The organism is Caulifigura coniformis, from assembly GCF_007745175.1.
In the GTDB taxonomy this organism is placed as follows: Bacteria; Planctomycetota; Planctomycetia; order Planctomycetales; family Planctomycetaceae; genus Caulifigura; species Caulifigura coniformis.
In genome coordinates this window covers 2,647,960-2,665,014 of sequence record NZ_CP036271.1, presented here as the reverse complement: position 1 = coordinate 2,665,014, position 17,055 = coordinate 2,647,960, and the positions used below count along the sequence as shown (strand labels likewise).

The window sequence follows — 17,055 nt, the reverse complement described above, 5'->3', positions numbered from 1 at the left end:
GAATCACGGCGGCCCGCGCCATCCCTGTGGCAAAATCGCGGGGAGCGCCTCTAAAGTTCATGGCAACCATGCCAACGGACGCGATTCACGACTGCGATGCGGCCCACGTCGTCATTCTTGGGGCGAGCAACGTGACGCTGGGGTTTCCACGGATTGTCGCCGAAATCCGCCGACAGTTCCCCGGCCGCCTCCAGATCTTCGCCGCCCACGGACACGGTCGCTCCTATGGCCGGCCCAGCTGGGCCCCCTTCCGGACACTCCCCGGCCTGAGGCAATGCGGGCTGTGGGACGCCTTCCGCGCCGCTCGCGACCAGGCGCAGCAGGCGGGCCAGGCCCCCCCCCTCTACGCCCTCGCGACTGATCTCGGAAACGACCTCCTGTTTGGAGCCACCCCCGACCAGATCGACGAATGGCTCCGGGAGTGCCTTGCCCCGCTGAAACGGGAAGGAGCGGTGCTGACCGTCGGCCGTCCCCCCGTCTTCGCCCTGCAGCGGATCGGCCGGACGCGGTTCAAGGCGACCCGCAGTTTCTTCTTCCCGAATTCCCCGCTGACCTACGAGCGAATGCTCTCCGATGTTCCCCGCCTCGACGAACTGATCGTCGCCCGGGCGCAGGAACTGGGTGCGACACCCTTCGCCCCCCGCCCGGAATGGTACGGCTTCGATCCCATCCACATCCGCCGTCCCTGGCGAACGGCCGCGTGGCGCGAAATCATCGGCCTCTGGTCAGCCGCCGATGCCTCTCCGCGTTCCCTGCTGAACGTCGCTCCCCGCCGGCGCGACTGGCTTCTGCGGGCCGCCGACCGGCGCGTCTTCGGCGCCCGCCGCCAGACTCCGCAGCCCGCGTTTCGATGGAACGACGGCGGCGCCATCTGGCTCTATTGAGCCCAGCGCTGTTGCCCGCCCGGCGCGTCGGCCCATAATCATCTGCCATGTCCGAGAAGGCCCAGGTCCGGTCGATCCCCGCGCTCCGCGAGTTCAAGGCGGCGCTCGCTCTTTTTCGCGAAGATGCCTCGTCGTCGATCGACATGATGCTCATGGAGCTTCACCGCGCCATCGACTGGATCGAGCACGACCGCCCTGCCTACTGGCAGAACGAAACCCGCAAGGCCTTCGAGCTGGTCGCCTCGACGCGAACCGCACTGAACACCTGCCTGATGCGGACCGTCGCCGGCCGCCGCTCGAGTTGCATTGAAGAAAAGCAGGCCCATGCTGCCGCGAAACGGCGTCTGCAGCACTGCCAGGAGCAGATCGAACGCGTGCGGCGATGGACGATCAAGATCCGTCAGGAAATCGATGAATTCCGCAGCCGGCTGTCGGTCCTTCGCCGCCGCCTCGATGCGGACGTCCCGAACTCGATTCTCATGCTCGATCGCATGGCCACCGCCCTGGAGGCCTATGCCGGCCTCGGCGCCGACATTCCGCTCCCCGACCCCCAACAGCAGGCCGACAAAGAAGCGTAATCTGCGGAAACGAACCGTTTTCGACGATTTCGGCCTTCCCGTCCCGATTTTTTGGAGCATCCACCCCGTCTCATGCGTCGACTATAATTCGACGGAGGCTGTTGACGTGGAACGCGCTTCCGTCGATTTCGACTGCCGTGTGATTCAGGGACAGGAACAACCGAGATGCCCAAGAGCGCTGCCGAAGCGACGCCTCCTGCCGGCAACCGGTTCGTCGAGTTCGATGAATTCATCGACTACCAGCTCAACAAGACGAGCAAAAGCATCCAGTCGACGGATGTCCTTGTCGGCGTTGTCGGCGCGGCCCTCGGCGTCACGCTTTACCTCTTTGCCTTCATTGTCGCCGACCACTGGCTCGTGACGGGCGGCCTCGGGCTCTGGGCCCGCATCGCCTTCTGGAGCGTGGGAACCGTTGCGCTCGGCTACTGGATCGTCACGCGGCTCCTGCGGCCGCTGAACAGTCGCGTCAACGTGCTGTTCGCAGCCCGGCAGATCGAGCGAACCCAGCCGGGCCTGAAGAGCAGCCTGCTGACGCTCACCGATCTCAAACAGTCGGGACGAACCGCGTCCGGGCAGATCCTCGGGTCGCTGGAAAAGCGGGCAGCAGTCGGCCTCTCGAAGGCGGATGTCGAGGAAGCCGTCGATCGCAGCGCGCTCATGACATCTTCCTACGCCCTGCTGTTCCTGCTGGCGACATTTTGCGGCTACGCGCTCTTTTCCCCCAAGAGCATCCTCCAGTCGGCCTGGCGGGCGATCGCCCCGTTCACTTCGACGGGCGTCGCGACCCGCACGCGGATCGACCGCGTGAACCCCGGAAACGCTGAGGTTCCCGCGCTGGCCCACCTCGAGATCGAAGTGGAAACCTCCGGGCAGGCCCCACAGGAAGCGACCCTCTACTACACCACGGCCGACGGCGCATTCGTCGATGAAGCCCTGCCCCTCCGCGACTCTGGCGAAGGACTCCGGCGGTATCGCGGAACGCTCATCGGACCGGACGGACGCGGCCTGCGCCAGAATCTCACTTACCACGTCGTCGCAGGCGATGCGCGGTCTGAGACCTACACCGTCAATGTGATCGAGTCTCCCGCGGCAGTCGTCGATGGAGTCGACTACGAGTACCTCCCCTACACCGGCGTCAGCAACAAGAGTGAGCCTGGCGGGGCGATCGACGCCTGGGAAGGAACCCGCGTCACGGTCAATGCCACGGCCAATCGCAAGGTGAAGTCGGCCATGCTGCTGTTCTCCGACACCGAGGACACCTCGGTGAAAGCCGAAGAGCTGCCGATGCTCGTCGCCGATGGAACGAAGCTCAAGGTGAGCTGGCAGCTGGCGCTGCGCAGAGATGGATCCTTTCCCCGTTTCTACCGCGTCCAGCTGGTCACCGAGGAAAACCATCAGGACCCGCAGCCGACCCTGCAGCCGCTCAACATCCGTCCCGACCTGCCACCGCGCGTCGAAGTCCTCTATCCGAAAAGCGATCTTCAGGCCCCGGTCAACGGAGTCGTCGAGATCGCGTACCGGGCATCCGATCCCGATTTCAAACTCCGTTCGCTGGTCCTGAACCTCGAGCACGACGGCCAGGTCCTCGTGTCATCGCCACGACTCTTCACCGGCCCCCCCGATGAGGAGTCACGGCAGGGAACCTACAAGCTCCGGCTCGCGGAGTTGAACCTCGCCGCCGGCAGCCGGCTGACCTACTGGATCGAAGCCCGCGACAACTTCGAGCCTTTCGCCGACCGCGGGATCAACCGCTCGTTCACTCCCCGGCTGAATATCGATCTCGTCGCTCCGAAGCCGCCGGCCGAAACCAGGAAGCAGGAAGAGCAGGCCTCGAAGGATGCGCAGGAAGCGCTCGACCAGGCCCGGCCCGATCAGCCCCAGCCGGCCGGCGCCGAGGACAACGGCGCGGAGCGTCCTGACGGCGCCCAGGGCGCAAGCGAGTCCAAGCCACCCAGCGATCCGGACCAGGCCGAACAGCGTCCGGGAACCGAAAACAATCCTGGGCAGAAACCGGAAAACTCGACACCGGGTGAAAAACCGTCCCCCATGCCGGGCGACGCGGCACAGAATCCCCCGCACGAACAGCAGCCTCCCCAGGAGCAGCAGCAGCCGAATGGCGCACAGCAGCAGCAGCCCTCGCGTGAGAACACGGGCGAGAAGCAGGAAGGCAAGGACGGCGCCGCGGGGGACAAAACTGCGTCCGGCGAATCGAAGCCCGGGGCCGAACAGCGTCCGGGCGATCAGGGCCGCGACCGGAACGGCTCACAGGGCTCGAACTCCGACCAGAAGGGGAACGACGGACAGCCTTCGGGCCCGCGCGAACAGGCGCCGGATGACACCCAGATCCAGAAGCTGATCGACTGGCACAAGAAACAGACGGAGCGCGAACAGTCCGGAAACAAGCCGGGCGAAGCCGATCCGTCGAAACCGAACGAATCAAATCCACAGGAATCGAAGCCTCAGGACGACGCGGGCAAGCCGGGTGAGAAAGGTCCCGACGGCCGTTCCCCGCAGACTGAACCAGGCGCCGATCCTTCCAGTCCGATGAAGGGCGAGGAAGACGCTGCACCCGGAAAGCCCGGCGAGAAGCGTGACGGGCAGCAGGACAACAAGACGTCGAAGAGCGACGGCTCGAAGTCCGAAGGCGAGACGACGAGCAAGGGTGAGCCGGGTGGAACCCCCTCCGGCCAACCGATGCAGAAACCCTCCGCCAAAGGTGAGCAGCCGTCGCCGGACAACCGTCAGGGAACCGAATCCGGAAAACCCGGTATGGAGGACTCTCCCTCCACGTCGCCCGATCAGAAGAACCAGCCCGGGACGGGCGACAATTCCTCGTCGAAAAAACCCGACGGCAATCAGGCCTCCACGCCCTCGGATCCCGCCGCGCCCGGTCAGCCAGGAGCGAAGCCGGATGCGGGCCAGAAACCTGGCTCAACGCCGATGCCGGGCGCCCCCTCCGCCGACCAGACCGAGAACAGCGCACAGTCCCCGATGGGCGACCGAAATGCGCCCGGCGACAAGGCGACTTCGAACGAACGGAAACCCGCAGACCAGGACAACGCGAACACCGGCGCCAAGGGACAGGACTCTCCGGACGGCAAGTCGGGCGACCGCACCCAGCCGGGTGAGCAGAAGCCTGGCGCGCAGGAAAAGCCGGGGAATAGCTCGCAAAAACCCGTCGGTCAGAACGACGACATGGGCACCCGCGAGCAGGGGATGGGCGATCCCGGTTCGTCTAAGCCCGGTGAGACCGGCGGCCAGAAAACGCCCGGCCAGGGAGAAGCCGGAAAGAACGGCGAGTCGTCGAAGACCGGCGAAAAATCGGGAACAGGCAAGTCCGAGAACGGCAGCAAGTCCTCGCAGCCCGGCTCGAAGGAAGGTGGAGACTCGAAGGGGGACGGCAGCTCGAAACCTCAGGACGATGGTTCAGCCAAAGGGGCGGATCAATCCGGAAAGGGGAACAACTCCCCCATGAGCGACTCGCCGCAGGACGGCGGCCAGAAGCCGGGCGAGAAGGGAGGCGACGAGAAGTCGTCTCAGGAACAGGACTCCGGCAAACAGGGTGGCGACCAGAAACAGGGTGGGAGCGACGACAAGGCCGGTGGCGACCAGAAGGGCGGCGATCAGAAACAGGGCGGTGGCGACCAGAAGGGTGGTGAGCAGAAACAGGGCGGTCAGGATTCGAAAGACGGCGGTGGCCAGTCGTCGAAACCCGGTGGCGATAACGCGTCTGGAAAACAGTCCAGTTCGGGAGAAGGGGGCGATCCCAAGCCCGGAATGAGCAGCGGCGCCAAGCCGGGAGCGGGAGGCGCCGGAAGTTCGGGGCCGGGCGCCGCTGCGGCGGAAGGGGCGCAGGGAGAGGGCTCGGGCGGCGAATCGACGGCCGAGGCCGCGAACCTCGAGAACCGCAAGAAGGCGACCAATCTCGCCCTCAAGCGCCTGCAGGAAACCCTCGAACGGGGCGACATCGATCCCGAGCTTCAGAAGGAACTCGGATTTACCGACGACGAGCTGCGTTCGTTCATGGATCGGCTGGAGGAGCGTCTGGCAGACACTGGCGACGACAATTCGCCCGAGGCCCAGGCCCGCCGCCGGCAGTTTGAGCAGCTCCTCAAGGGGATCGATCTCCAGACACAGACGAGCAAGCGGGCCGCCGGAACGGGTGAAGGGCCTTCCACTTCGGGCTTCGGGACGTCCGGAAGGCCAGCCCCGGCCGAATATCGGGCGGCGGAAAAGCGTTATCGGGAATCGCTGAACAAGAAAAAGTAGCCTCACGCGAGTAGCCTGCGTGGCGACGCAGTGAGACGACTGCCGCGGACGTCGCGCGGCTCCCCCTGTTGAGCAGTGAACGGGCATGCTGACCAAGGCGGTTGCGCTCCTGTCGCAGACATTTCGCGTCGACGTCCGCCAGGTGCGGACGCACCTGCTGCGCGGCGGCATCGCCCTGGGGGTCCTGTGGCTGCTGTCGATCATTCATTTCGACAGCTCCTGGAGAAGCTCCCCTGGACTGCAGTTCTGTGAAGGCCTCACCTTCTCCACGATGGTGATGCTCACGCTGCTGGGCGCCTTCTACTTCCCGTCCGTGATTACCGAGGAAAAGGAAGAGCACACGCTCGGCCTGCTGCGGATGGCCGGAGTCAGTTCGTTGACGCTGCTCCTCGGCAAATCGGTCGCCCGCGTCGGGGTGGTGCTCCTGCTGATCGCCGTCAGCCTTCCGTACTGGTGGCTGTGCGTCACGCTGGGTGGCGTGACGACGACACAGGTCGCGGCGGTGGCGGTCTCGCTCGCGGCCCACCTGGCGCTGATGTCGCAGATCGGGACGCTCTGCTCGGTCTACTTCACCACGACGGGGCGAGCGTGCGTCGCCTCAATGATCACCATCTTTCTGTTGCTGTTCGGGCCCCTCATCGCCGAGGAGTTGTTGCGCGAGTTCCACCTGATCACGCGGGCCAATAGTCCGTTCCCGCCGCTGTATCGCAACATGGTGCCTTATCAGCTCGGCGTGATCGTTCGCCCGGGCTACACCGGCGGGCTGATGTCGACGCAGGTCTGGACGAACTTCGCGGCCGCGTTCGTGCTCCTGGGACTCTCGTGGCTGCTGCTCGACCGCGTGAACACGTACGACCAGGTCCCGGGGCGGGAATCGAGGCTGCTGGCGTGGATGAAATCGCGTCTTCCGGACCCGATCCGTCGACGACGCGCTCCTCGCCGCGCGCCCGTTGGCCCGGTGGGACGGGCCATTCTCTGGAAAGACTTCCGGCAATTCGGCGGCGGCTACCGATGGTGGATGTTGCGGGCCCTTGGATACTTCGTGATGGGCTTTCTGTTTTCGCTCGATGGCTGGGGGAGCTACTGGCAGCGGATCGGCGTCGGGCTGATCGTCACCGCCTTCTGGGCCGGCATCGCGGAGATCGTTTTCCACGCAGGCCACCTGCTCTACCGCGAAGTGAAGAACCAGACCTGGGATTCGCTGCGGATGCTCCCGATGTCGATGGGAAGCATCGTTCGCCGGAAGATCCTGGCCGCAGGGTGGGCCCTCGTGCCGACGTTTGTCGCCCTGTTGCTCGGAATGATGATGGAAGAGCGTCTCTTCCGGGAAATCTTCCGTGAGTTCGATCGTCATCCGGTGGTGTTCGGCTGCGTCACGATCTACTGCATCATGGCGACGGTGCTGGCGGTTTACCTGACGTGCTACTTCAGCCTGCGGGTCAATCCGTGGCTGGGCACCGTCATCGCGGCCGGTCTGTTCGGCTTCATCACGGCCACCCCTTTCATGTGCTGCTTCGGCCTGATGGACCTGGACGGAAACGAAACGGCCGGGATCGTGTTCCTCTGTGCCGGGTTCCTCGATCTCGGAATCGCCGCGGGCTTTCACCTCCCGATCTCCGCCACCCTCAACGGGGAAACGAACGCCTGACTGGCGTGACCGAGGCGCGTCGGCGTTCGCCTTGCCCATCCGGCGAGGAGAAATCGAAGCCGAAACCCTGCATTTTCGAGCGCCGGGGGGAATCGCGACCGAGACGGACGGTGGCAGGGGGTGTTCCGTACTTCTCGCCCTTCCTCCCCTGGAAATCCTGGACTCGCGTCGTGCAGCGGCCCGGGACCGGTCGTCCGGAGGCGATCGGTGCGGCGGCGGTGCTGGCGGCTGACTGATTGACGGTGATCGTGTTCATGGTCCCTCCGATATTCCGTGGAGGGTTGCGCACTTGCTCACCAACGCCCCCTTCCCCTGCCCCTCTTCCCCTCCTGCTTCACCATGCCCTCCAGTCACCCGGGCCCCGCCGCCTGCAGGGCTGGCGTTTTTGAAGACGGGAACCAGGTCGTGCCCGACGGAAGGCTTTCTGAGAACGAGCCGGCCAGTGACAAATCCGGCCGCTCGCCGGCCGAACGTGAAACGCAGGCCAGTCTTGCGCCCGTCGACGAACCTCTGCCGCCGTCTGGCCCGGCGCGTTATACTGCAATGCCCGCCGCTGGCCCCCCGCCTCGCGACCTGAAGCTCCTCCCGCAGGAGACCCGCCCATGCTGCTTCCCGCCTCCCGACGCGAATTCCTCCGGCGCTCCGGCTTCGGACTCGGCGCGCTCGCCCTGCCCGGCCTGCTCAGCGATGCCGGCCTGAGTCGTCCCGTTCTGGCCGGCACACAGTCGCCGATGGCCCCGCGGCAGCCGCAGTTCCCGGCCAAGGCGAAGCATGTCATCCACATCTTCTGCAATGGCGGGCCGTCGCACGTCGACACGTTCGACCCCAAACCGAAGCTCAACGAGTACCACGGCAAGGAACTGCCGACACAGAACCTGAAGACCGAGCGCAAGACCGGCGCGGCCCTGGGCTCACCGTTCAAGTTCCAGAAGTACGGCGAAAGCGGCATCGAAGTCAGCGACCTGTTCGCCAACGTGGGCCAGTGCATCGATGACATTGCCGTCATCCGCTCGATGTACGCGGAGGTTCCCAACCATGAGCCGTCGCTGATGCTCATGAACTGCGGCGAGGCCCGACAGTCGCGTCCCAGCTTCGGCAGCTGGGTCACCTACGGGCTCGGCTCTGAAAACCAGAACCTTCCCGGGTTCATCGCCATGTGTCCGGGCGGACTTCCGATCACCGAGTCGGCCAACTGGCGCTCCTCCTTCCTCCCCGGCGCGTTCCAGGGGACCTACGTCGACACGAAAGAAACGGACGTCGAGAAGCTGATCGCCGACATTCGCAACAAGCAGCTGCCGCTCGACAAACAGCGGAAGCAGCTGGACCTGCTGCAGACGATGAACCGCCGGCATCTCGAAGAGCGCGGAGCGGATCCTGCCCTCGAAGCGCGGATCCATTCCTTCGAGCTGGCGTACCGCATGCAGACCGATGCGGCCGATGCGTTCGACATTTCCCGGGAACCGAAACACATCCAGGAGATGTACGGCAAAGGGACGCATGCCCGGCAGTTGCTGATCGCCCGCCGCCTGGTGGAGCGGGGCGTCCGCTTCGTGCAGCTGTGGCACGGGGCCGGGCAGCCGTGGGACAACCACGACGACCTCGAGGTGAACCACCGCAAGCTGGCCGGGCAGATCGATCAGCCGCTGGCGGCGCTGCTCAAGGACCTCAAGCAGCGTGGCCTGCTGGATGAAACGCTGATCCTGTGGGGTGGGGAATTCGGACGCACGCCCGTCGTGGAATTGCCGACCGCCGGGTCGAACCAGGGGAAGATCAACGGCCGCGACCACAACCACTGGGGTTTCACCTGCTGGATGGCAGGCGGCGGCGTGAAAGGGGGCCAGGTCCACGGGGCGACCGATGAATTCGGTTTCGCGGCGGTCGAGAACCGGGTTTCCGTCCACGACCTCCACGCGACGATGCTCCGCCTGCTCGGGTTCGACCACGAGAAGCTGACCTACCGCTTCGCCGGCCGCGACTTCCGGCTGACGGACGTTTACGGCAACGTCGTCGACGCGCTGATCGCGTGAGCGACTTCAGCGCAGAAGCTGCAGGCTGCGGGGGACGGGCAGCGGCCTGTGCTTGCGGAAGTGTGCGGCCGCATCCTCGATGGGCTGCTTGAGCCGATACGAAGGCGGACCATCCGGTCCAGCGTTCCGTTCATCGACGATCGTCGTTCCGGGCTCGATCCTGAGTTTGAAGTCGTCCTGTGTGAACGGCTCGTTGATCCGCATTTCCTCGACGGAGAAGACCTGCACGCTGCTCAGCTTGCCGTCTTCGAAGTCCATCGAAACAGCGAGCCGTGGGAGAGAGAGGCCGCCAGAAAACGCCTGGGGATCGAGTTGCAATCGGTAGCGGTAGGGCTCTCCGTTCTCCAGGTTGATCCGGCTGGAGAACACGAAGCCGGTCCTGGGATCCACAACGATCGTCCCTTCCTTCCGCTCGACGATCGCGAGTCCATCGACCATCCGAGTGCTGGCGCCCTTGAGGAACTCAGGGCCGAACGGGTCTCCCAGAAAGTCGTACAAGCTCGTGGCCGCCAAGAATGGCTCGGCGTCCTGCTGGACGACTTTCAGCTGGCGGTTGGCCGCGTCGAAATGAAGATCGATGTCGGCCTCGATGAGGCGGATGTCGCCATAGGAAGCCCGTTCGATGGACCGCAGGCCCACGCAGAGCAGTTCGCTCCAGGCGGGCGGCAAACCTTTGAACTGGTCGGCCGTCTCCTGCGTGAACACCTTCAGGAGCCTTGCGAATCCCTCTTTCCGGCTCAACTGCCACGGTTTTTCGCCCAGGATCTGGTCGATTTCGTTGATCGTCAGCGGCTTGACCTGGTCATACGCCACGAAGGAATCCTGGTACTTGAAATGGCCCGTGCCAATCGCCCGGTTCCGGCGCTCCCAGGCACGAACCAGCTGGTCATCGATTGCCGGCTCCGGCGGCTCGGTCGGCGTCAGCGTCTGGACAATGACTTCGCCGCGTGGCTGGATGGCCTCAACCTCATCGGGCGTTATCGGATTTGCGTCCTTCGGAATGATGAGCATCAGCCGGTAGCCCTGTTCGATCCGGGCCAGGGGGTCGTTCGGATCGAGCAGGACGATCTTCTTGTCGGCGGTTGCCACCGTGTTGAGGGGGAGGCTGAACGCCGAAACACCTCCCGCGGGATGGTCGCAACCGGCCGACTTCCAGGCGTAGCCGATTGTGTCGACCGTGCTGAGCAGCGGATTCGGTTCGTCCTGCCGTTCATCGAGGGTGTATTCGAACGTCAGCTCGACTTTGGCTTCGCCGCCAGCGGCTTTCGAGATTGGAAAGCCGCCCCGCGCGTATCCACGGCGGGCGGGCGTCTCCTGAAGAGTGACGAAGGCCTTCTGCCTCTTCGGCACGTTGATGAACATCCCGTACCGGATTTGCCCCTTCCGGTCGCTCTTCAGCTCGACCAGCTGGCTAACACCGAACTTCGTGGTGAGGTCGATCTCGGCCGGCTGCGCGGCCGGAATGGGCCTGAACGGCGGCGTCTCCTGAGCCAGGGCCATCCGATCGCCCGCCAGACCGCCAACCAACGCCAGAAACAGCCACATCTGTCGAGACGCCAGAGCCATCGTGCCCCCCAGGAGAGATTGATGAGCGCTACCTTACCAATGACCTCCGGCCCGCCAAACGGCAGCTTCTGCCGGAACGCTTCTGCGTTTCAGAGAGGCGTGAAGTGGGCCTCACGCTGTAACCCCCTTCTCTCAAAAGGTTTTGCCGCACTCTGCCGAAATTGGCCGGGTGCTCCCCGTCTTGAGCACTTTCCCGGTGATTCTCTAAATCCGCCCCGGTTTTCCCTCAAGTCCTGGTGTCCGCGTGCCGCGGCCCGTCTCGAGGCCCGGAGATGTCCATGTTGCGATCCCTCGCCCTTGCCTGTGTCGTCGTCAGCGTTTCGTCGAGCCTTCGGGCCAGCGAAATGCAGTTTCCGTACGAAGCGATGGTGGCCGGTGACGACGTTGTCGTCCGCAGCGGACCGGGGAAAAACTACTACGCCACGAGCAAACTCGAGCGGAATCTGCAGGTCATCGTCCACCGCCACGATCCGGGCGGCTGGTACATGATTTCGCCGCCGCCAGGCAGCATCAGCTGGATCGAGGCGACGCTCGTCGAGCGTCAGGGGGATCGCGGCATCGTGAACGTCCCGGCCGATGAGCAGGGACGCCCCGGGCAGGCTGTGGTTCGCATCGGCAGCACGCTGTCGGACGATCACGGTTACACGGGTCGTCGCCTGGCATCGGGCGATGAAGTGGAAATCATCGGCGAGCAGACGCTCGCCATGCCGCAGGGCCCCGTTCGCATGCTGCAGATCGTCCCGCCGCTGCGCGAATACCGCTGGGTGAAGGGCGACTTCATCGTTCCAGCGGATGCAGCCCTCCGCCAGCACGCCGACAGCGACCCCTATGCGATTCCGTCGCATCACCGCGGCACGAAGGCCGCGGTTGCCATCGCCAACACCGAACTCCCGCCGCTCCCCTCTCCTGCCCGCAAGGCCGAGACGAAAACCGCCGCGGCCGAAGAAGCCGCTCCTTCGCCGGCCGTGTTGGCCTCGCACCCGCACCGGATGCAACTTCTTGAGATCGACAATCGTTACGCCGACATGATGGCTCTCGATATCTCGCAGTGGCAGCCGGGCGAGCTCCGCGCGGCCTATGAGTCGCTCAAAGCACAGGTCGAGCCGATGCTCGCCGCGAAGATCGACGTCCGTCTTTCGGCGCTGGCCGAACGGGAAAAGCTGTACGAAAACTACGCCCGATTCGCGCAGGTGACTGCCGCGACCGAGCGTCGCGATGCGGAACTGCTTGGTATGGTCGCACCGGCCATGGCTCAGGCCCCCTCCGCGGGAATGAACATCGCCGTCCAGGGCCCGCCCGCCGGATTCATGCCCGCGGCTCCCGCCGCGGCGATGTCGATGGCCATGCAGCCCCCAGCCGTCCAACTGGGCGCTCCGACCAACGTTCCTCCCACCACGGCCGCCCAGACCATGCTGTCGGCAGCGCCGGCGTTTGCTCCTCAGCAGGGGGTGATGCAGGCAGGGGGCGTCAACGCCGCTGGCGGAGTGATGCCAGCGGGTGGAGCGGCCTCACCGATGGCTCGTGGCGGCGTCGTTCAGGCCTCAGGCGTCCAGACGCCGGCTCCCAACAACTCCCCGTTCGCCGGGGCTGGCATCGTCCAGGCCACCAATCTGCGGGGGGCGGGGCTGCCCCAGTTCATGATCACTGCGGCTGATGGCCGGTTTCTTGCGTTCATCGAGAGCAACCAGGTTGACCTGCGGGGTTACGTTGGCCAGTCGATGGGCCTGGTCGGTCCCCGGGGTCATCGGCCGCAGCTGCGGGCCGACCTGATCCAGGTGCAGTCACTCTCGCCGGTTCAACTGGCGGGACGGTGATCGGAGGACCTGTCTGCTGCCCGGGTGGCGGCGGATCGGACGTGCCGCACACGCTTCCGGCGCGCGGAGCCGGCGGATAAAGTTCCGGCTTCTCTCCGTGTCGGGAACCAGCAGGTTTTCGAGGGCTTGCGGAGACCGTGCGATGCGTGAGGTGAATGCTCTCCGATGGGTTTATTCGACAAGCTGAAAGGTGCGCTGCAGAAGACGAAGGACGTCTTGCGCACGGACGTCCGCGACCTGTTCAAAGCAGGCGTCATTCTTGATGAGCCGAAGCTCGAAGAATTCCAGAAGGGACTGATCACGACCGACATGGGCGTGTCGGCGTCGAACCAGATCGTCGAAGACCTGCGGAAGAAATACCTTGGCCGCACGATGGTCCTCGATGAGGTGTGGGGGACGGTCAAGGAGCGTCTGCGGATCATCCTCGTCGGCAAAGGGGACGTGGCCTGGGATTCAAAGAATCCGCTGTCGCCGCTGAAGCTCGCGGAGTCGGGGCCGACGGTCATTCTCGTCTGCGGCGTGAACGGCGTCGGCAAGACGACGTCGATCGCCAAGCTGGCCAAGCTGCTGACGAAATCGGGAAAGAAGGTGGTGCTGGCCGCCGGAGACACCTTCCGGGCGGCGGCTGTCGAACAATTGACGATGTGGGCAAAGCGTCTGGGCTGTGAGATCGTGACCAAGCCTTCGGGCAGCGATCCGGCGAGCGTGGCTTTCGAGGGATGCGACCGGGCCGTCACGACGGGGGCCGACGTCGTCATCATCGACACGGCGGGCCGGCTGCAGACGCACCAGAACCTGATGCAGGAACTCGGGAAAATTCACCGCGTGATCGGGAAACGGATCCCCGGCGCGCCGCATGAATCCCTGCTCGTTCTCGATGCGACCACGGGCCAGAACGGGCTCAGCCAGGCGAGCAAGTTCAGCGATGCGGCGAACTGCACGGGCCTCGTTCTCGCGAAGCTCGACGGGACAGCGAAAGGAGGGATCGTGGTCGCAATCCGCGAGCAGATGGGAATCCCCGTGAAGTACGTCGGCGTGGGAGAGCAGATCGATGATCTCGAGCTGTTTTCTCCGGACGACTTCGTGGACGCACTGTTCTCGGAAGGATGACGCGATGCGCCTGCCGGGGTGGCTGAAGCACGCGTTCGCCGCGGACGACGGTCCGCTGACGCCGACGCCCGAGCAGGCCGCCCTCGTTGATCGCCTGGCGCACGAAGTCGTCCGTCGCGGCATGACGGTTCCGGCGCTCGCGTTTCTCGAGATGTCGCATCCGCTGAACTACGTGACGTCGCAGGCGATCCATTTTTTTACTCCGATGATCGGCGCGGTCTCGAACACCAACGCTCATCGGCTGCTCGCTGATCTGCTCGAGCATCGCGGGGCAATCGAATACATCTGCCAGGCGATCGAACGGGTGCAGGCGGACACCGCAGGGGCCAAGCGATCCTCATGACCGACGGTGGGCATCAAGCCGAGAACCGCATCGAGGCGGGATCACGCTCGTGGTCGATCGCCTGGCTGCTGGTGATTCTCGCGGTCTATGCGGCCTTCCGGGTTCCGTTCGTTCTCAAGCAGCTCGGCGGCCAGGATGAGCAGTTGTTCGCCCCGCCGGGTTTGACGGTGGCCCGCGAAGGCGTTCCGCGGATCCCGTTCTACCCGGCCCGGCATCCGGATGCGTTCTTCTACAAAGCGGACGAGGCGGTGTTTGCGCTGCCGCCCGGGCTGTTCTACCTGCAGGCTCCGTTCTACCTGGCCCTGCCGGCGGGATACCCGACCGGGCGCTGGCCGTGCTTCCTGGCAGGCGCCGTGGCCATCTGGCTCGTGTACGAACTGGCCCGCCGCGTCGCGGGCAACATGGCGGGCCTGTGGGCGGCGGGGCTCTATGGGCTGTCGCGTGTGCTGTTTTTCGCGGCGACGATGGCCCGTCCCGACCAGCCGTGCGCGACCTGCGGGCTGGGTGCGATTCTGCTCGTGTGGAACTATGCCGACACGGGGCGGCTGCGGTGGGTGATCGCCGCCGGCGCGCTGCTCGGACTCGGAATGCTCTGCCATCCGTTCGCCATCATCTTCTGCCTGCTTGCGGGGGTGTGGACGCTGCTGATCGCCGCGCGGATCACGAAGCGACTGATTGCGGCCTCGCTGCTGACGATGACGACGCTGGTCGTGTTCGCGCTGTGGCTGCCGTTGATCCTGGCGCATCGCGACGCCTTCGAGCACCAGTTCTTCAATAACGTTCTCCGACCGGCCGGGCCCGGGCTGACGGTCCGGCTTCTGTGGCCGTGGCCGTATGTGGTTCACCAGGCGCGGCTGCTCTATGAACAGGCGGGGGCTGCCCAGACGGGCCTGATGGCCGTCGGTGTGATCGTCGCCACGCTGTTCGCTTTTCGCCGATCGGCGACTTCCGCGGAACGGCGGCTGGTCGCGCTGGTCTGGGGGGGGCTGTACCTGCTGACGGCGATCCAGGGCTTTCATCCCACGAAGGGATACTGGTGCTTCACGGGGGCGCTCGCGCTTGCAGCGGCGGGAGTCTGCCTTGCAAAGGTTCTCGACCGTCTGAAATCGCGGTCCGCTGTCGCGGCCGCAGGCCTCGCAGTTGGCGTCGTCGCGTTGCTCATTCCGGAATCGGGTCTGCGGACCTGGTGGAAACAGGTCGTTCCGACGGCCGATGCCCGGTATGACGGACCCGAGTTCGCGCGTCGGGTCGTCGCCGAGCTGCCTTCCGAGGGGGCGTACCTGGCTGACCCCGAGTTCGTCTTTGAACTCTGGCTGGCCGGAAAAAACGTCACACTCCGCGCCAATCCCTACGATTTCCAGGTCGAACGCCAGCCGTACGACTGGCTGGTCGTCAGCCGCGACGGACTTCGGAAGGAAATTCCAAAGCAACTTGAAGGCGAGCTTGTCCGAAGTTTCGGCCCCAAGGATGATCCTCTGGCGTGCTATGCGGAGGTCTACCGTCCGCAGTCCACGGCCAAAACCTCTCCGTCCCCTTAGCGGCTCACGTCGTCATGTCTGCGAGCTCGGTCCCCAGGCAGGTTGCGTCACCCCTTCGGATCGCCGTCGTCGGCGGTTGCGGGCATATCGGCCTTCCGCTGGGGCTGCTGCTGTGCGATCGCGGACACACGGTGACGCTCGTCGACGTGAATGCCGCGTCCGTCAAAACGGTCTCCGAGGGGAAGGTTCCGTTTGACGAACTTGGGGCGGACGAACTCCTGCCAAAGTGCCTGGCATCCGGACGACTCAAGCTGACGCTGGCGGCGGAATCAGTCCGCGACCAGGACGTCGTCCTGGTCACGATCGGCACGCCCGTCGACGAATACCTCGACCCGGACATCCGCACGTTCGACCGCGTGATCGATGACGTCGTGCAGTGGATGCGCGACGGCCAGCTGCTGATGATCCGCAGTACGGTGTTCCCAGGGGTTACCGAGCGGCTGGCCCGCCGCGTGGCCGACCGGGGAATCGAGGCGCAGGTCGCCTACTGCCCCGAGCGAATCGCGCAGGGCTATGCGCTCCGCGAGCTGACGGAACTGCCTCAGATCGTCTCGGGCTGCTCGCCCGAAGCCGAGGAGCGGGCGACGAAATTCTTTGAAGACCTCGGGGCGCGGGTGATCCCGTTATCTCCCGTCGAAGCCGAACTCGCCAAGCTGTTCACCAACAGCTTTCGCTACATCAACTTCGCCATCTCGAACCAGTTCTACATGCTGGCGGAGCGTCATAGCGCCGACTTCGGCCGTATCTATGACGCCGTGACGTTCGACTATCCGCGGATGAAGGGCTTTGCCCGTTCGGGATTCGCAGGGGGGCCGTGCCTGCTGAAAGACACGATGCAGCTGGCGTCGTTCAATCACAATCTGCTCACGCTCGGGCAGAACGCGATGATGATCAATGAAGGGCTCCCCCGGTTCATTGTCGACCAGCTGAAGTCCAAAGGGCCGCTGATCCATTCGACCGCCGGCATTCTCGGGATGGCCTTTAAAGGCAACTGCGACGATCCGCGGAGCTCGCTGTCGTACAAGCTCCGCAAGGTGCTGACCCTGGAATGTCGCGAGGTGCTCTGCACGGACCCTTACATTGTCGATCCTTCGTTCGTGTCGCTGGACGAGTGCGTCGCGAAATCGGACTTCCTGATCCTGGGGGCCTGTCATTCGCAGTATCGTGACCTTGTGATCGACAAGCCGGTCGTTGACGTTTTCGGATTCCTGAAAAAGCAGGCCATTCGCTGACGTCTTCCAGTCAACTCGCCCTGAAACATTCTGAAGTGGGATCGGT

General features: G+C 64.8%; 11 protein-coding genes. 10 read left to right on the top strand and 1 reads right to left on the bottom strand.

Annotated elements, in window-relative coordinates; genetic code table 11:
* The first annotated feature begins 59 nt into the window (after positions 1 to 59).
* The 5 genes from Pan44_RS10545 to Pan44_RS10525 all read left to right on the top strand — a co-directional run bounded on the left by Pan44_RS10545 (position 60) and on the right by Pan44_RS10525 (position 9,406).
* The gene (locus Pan44_RS10545; RefSeq protein WP_145029923.1) at positions 60 to 884 is read left to right on the top strand and encodes a hypothetical protein; all 825 of its coding nucleotides are present in this window, start codon (positions 60 to 62) and stop codon (positions 882 to 884) included.
* A 47-nt stretch (positions 885 to 931) separates the two neighbouring features.
* Positions 932 to 1,462 (top strand): hypothetical protein, encoded by a 531-nt coding sequence (locus Pan44_RS10540; RefSeq protein ID WP_145029921.1) that lies wholly within the window; start codon positions 932 to 934, stop codon positions 1,460 to 1,462.
* Positions 1,463 to 1,627: 165 nt separating this feature from the next.
* Positions 1,628 to 5,731 carry a hypothetical protein gene (locus tag Pan44_RS10535; RefSeq protein ID WP_145029919.1) on the top strand — a complete coding sequence of 1,368 codons (4,104 nt, stop codon included), beginning with the start codon at positions 1,628 to 1,630 and terminating at the stop codon, positions 5,729 to 5,731.
* 85 nt (positions 5,732 to 5,816) lie between these two features.
* Complete coding sequence (locus tag Pan44_RS10530; protein WP_145029917.1) at positions 5,817 to 7,379, top strand: ABC transporter permease; 1,563 nt, start codon at positions 5,817 to 5,819, stop codon at positions 7,377 to 7,379.
* Between the two features lie 602 nt (positions 7,380 to 7,981).
* Positions 7,982 to 9,406: a DUF1501 domain-containing protein gene (locus tag Pan44_RS10525; protein ID WP_145029915.1), complete on the top strand. Its 1,425-nt coding sequence runs from the start codon at positions 7,982 to 7,984 to the stop codon at positions 9,404 to 9,406.
* Positions 9,407 to 9,412: 6 nt separating this feature from the next.
* Here the strand turns inward: Pan44_RS10525 and Pan44_RS10520 are convergent, their stop codons facing one another.
* Positions 9,413 to 10,972, bottom strand: a complete 1,560-nt coding sequence (locus tag Pan44_RS10520; RefSeq protein ID WP_145029913.1) for a hypothetical protein — start codon at positions 10,970 to 10,972, stop codon at positions 9,413 to 9,415.
* 278 nt (positions 10,973 to 11,250) lie between these two features.
* On the opposite strand from Pan44_RS10520, the gene Pan44_RS10515 reads away from it, so the two are divergent.
* The 5 genes from Pan44_RS10515 to Pan44_RS10495 all read left to right on the top strand — a co-directional run bounded on the left by Pan44_RS10515 (position 11,251) and on the right by Pan44_RS10495 (position 17,009).
* Entirely contained in the window at positions 11,251 to 12,786 is a 1,536-nt protein-coding gene (locus Pan44_RS10515) for an SH3 domain-containing protein (RefSeq protein WP_145029911.1), read from the top strand.
* Between the two features lie 165 nt (positions 12,787 to 12,951).
* Positions 12,952 to 13,896, top strand: coding sequence for a signal recognition particle-docking protein FtsY (ftsY, locus tag Pan44_RS10510; protein WP_145029909.1), 945 nt, complete (start codon positions 12,952 to 12,954; stop codon positions 13,894 to 13,896).
* 4 nt (positions 13,897 to 13,900) lie between these two features.
* Entirely contained in the window at positions 13,901 to 14,239 is a 339-nt protein-coding gene (locus Pan44_RS10505) for a hypothetical protein (RefSeq protein ID WP_145029907.1), read from the top strand.
* Positions 14,236 to 15,777, top strand: coding sequence for an ArnT family glycosyltransferase (locus Pan44_RS10500; RefSeq protein ID WP_145029905.1), 1,542 nt, complete (start codon positions 14,236 to 14,238; stop codon positions 15,775 to 15,777). Before Pan44_RS10505 ends, Pan44_RS10500 begins: the two co-directional genes overlap by 4 nt.
* Before the next feature lie 14 nt (positions 15,778 to 15,791).
* The gene (locus tag Pan44_RS10495) at positions 15,792 to 17,009 is read left to right on the top strand and encodes a nucleotide sugar dehydrogenase (protein ID WP_145029903.1); all 1,218 of its coding nucleotides are present in this window, start codon (positions 15,792 to 15,794) and stop codon (positions 17,007 to 17,009) included.
* Positions 17,010 to 17,055: the final 46 nt, after the last annotated feature.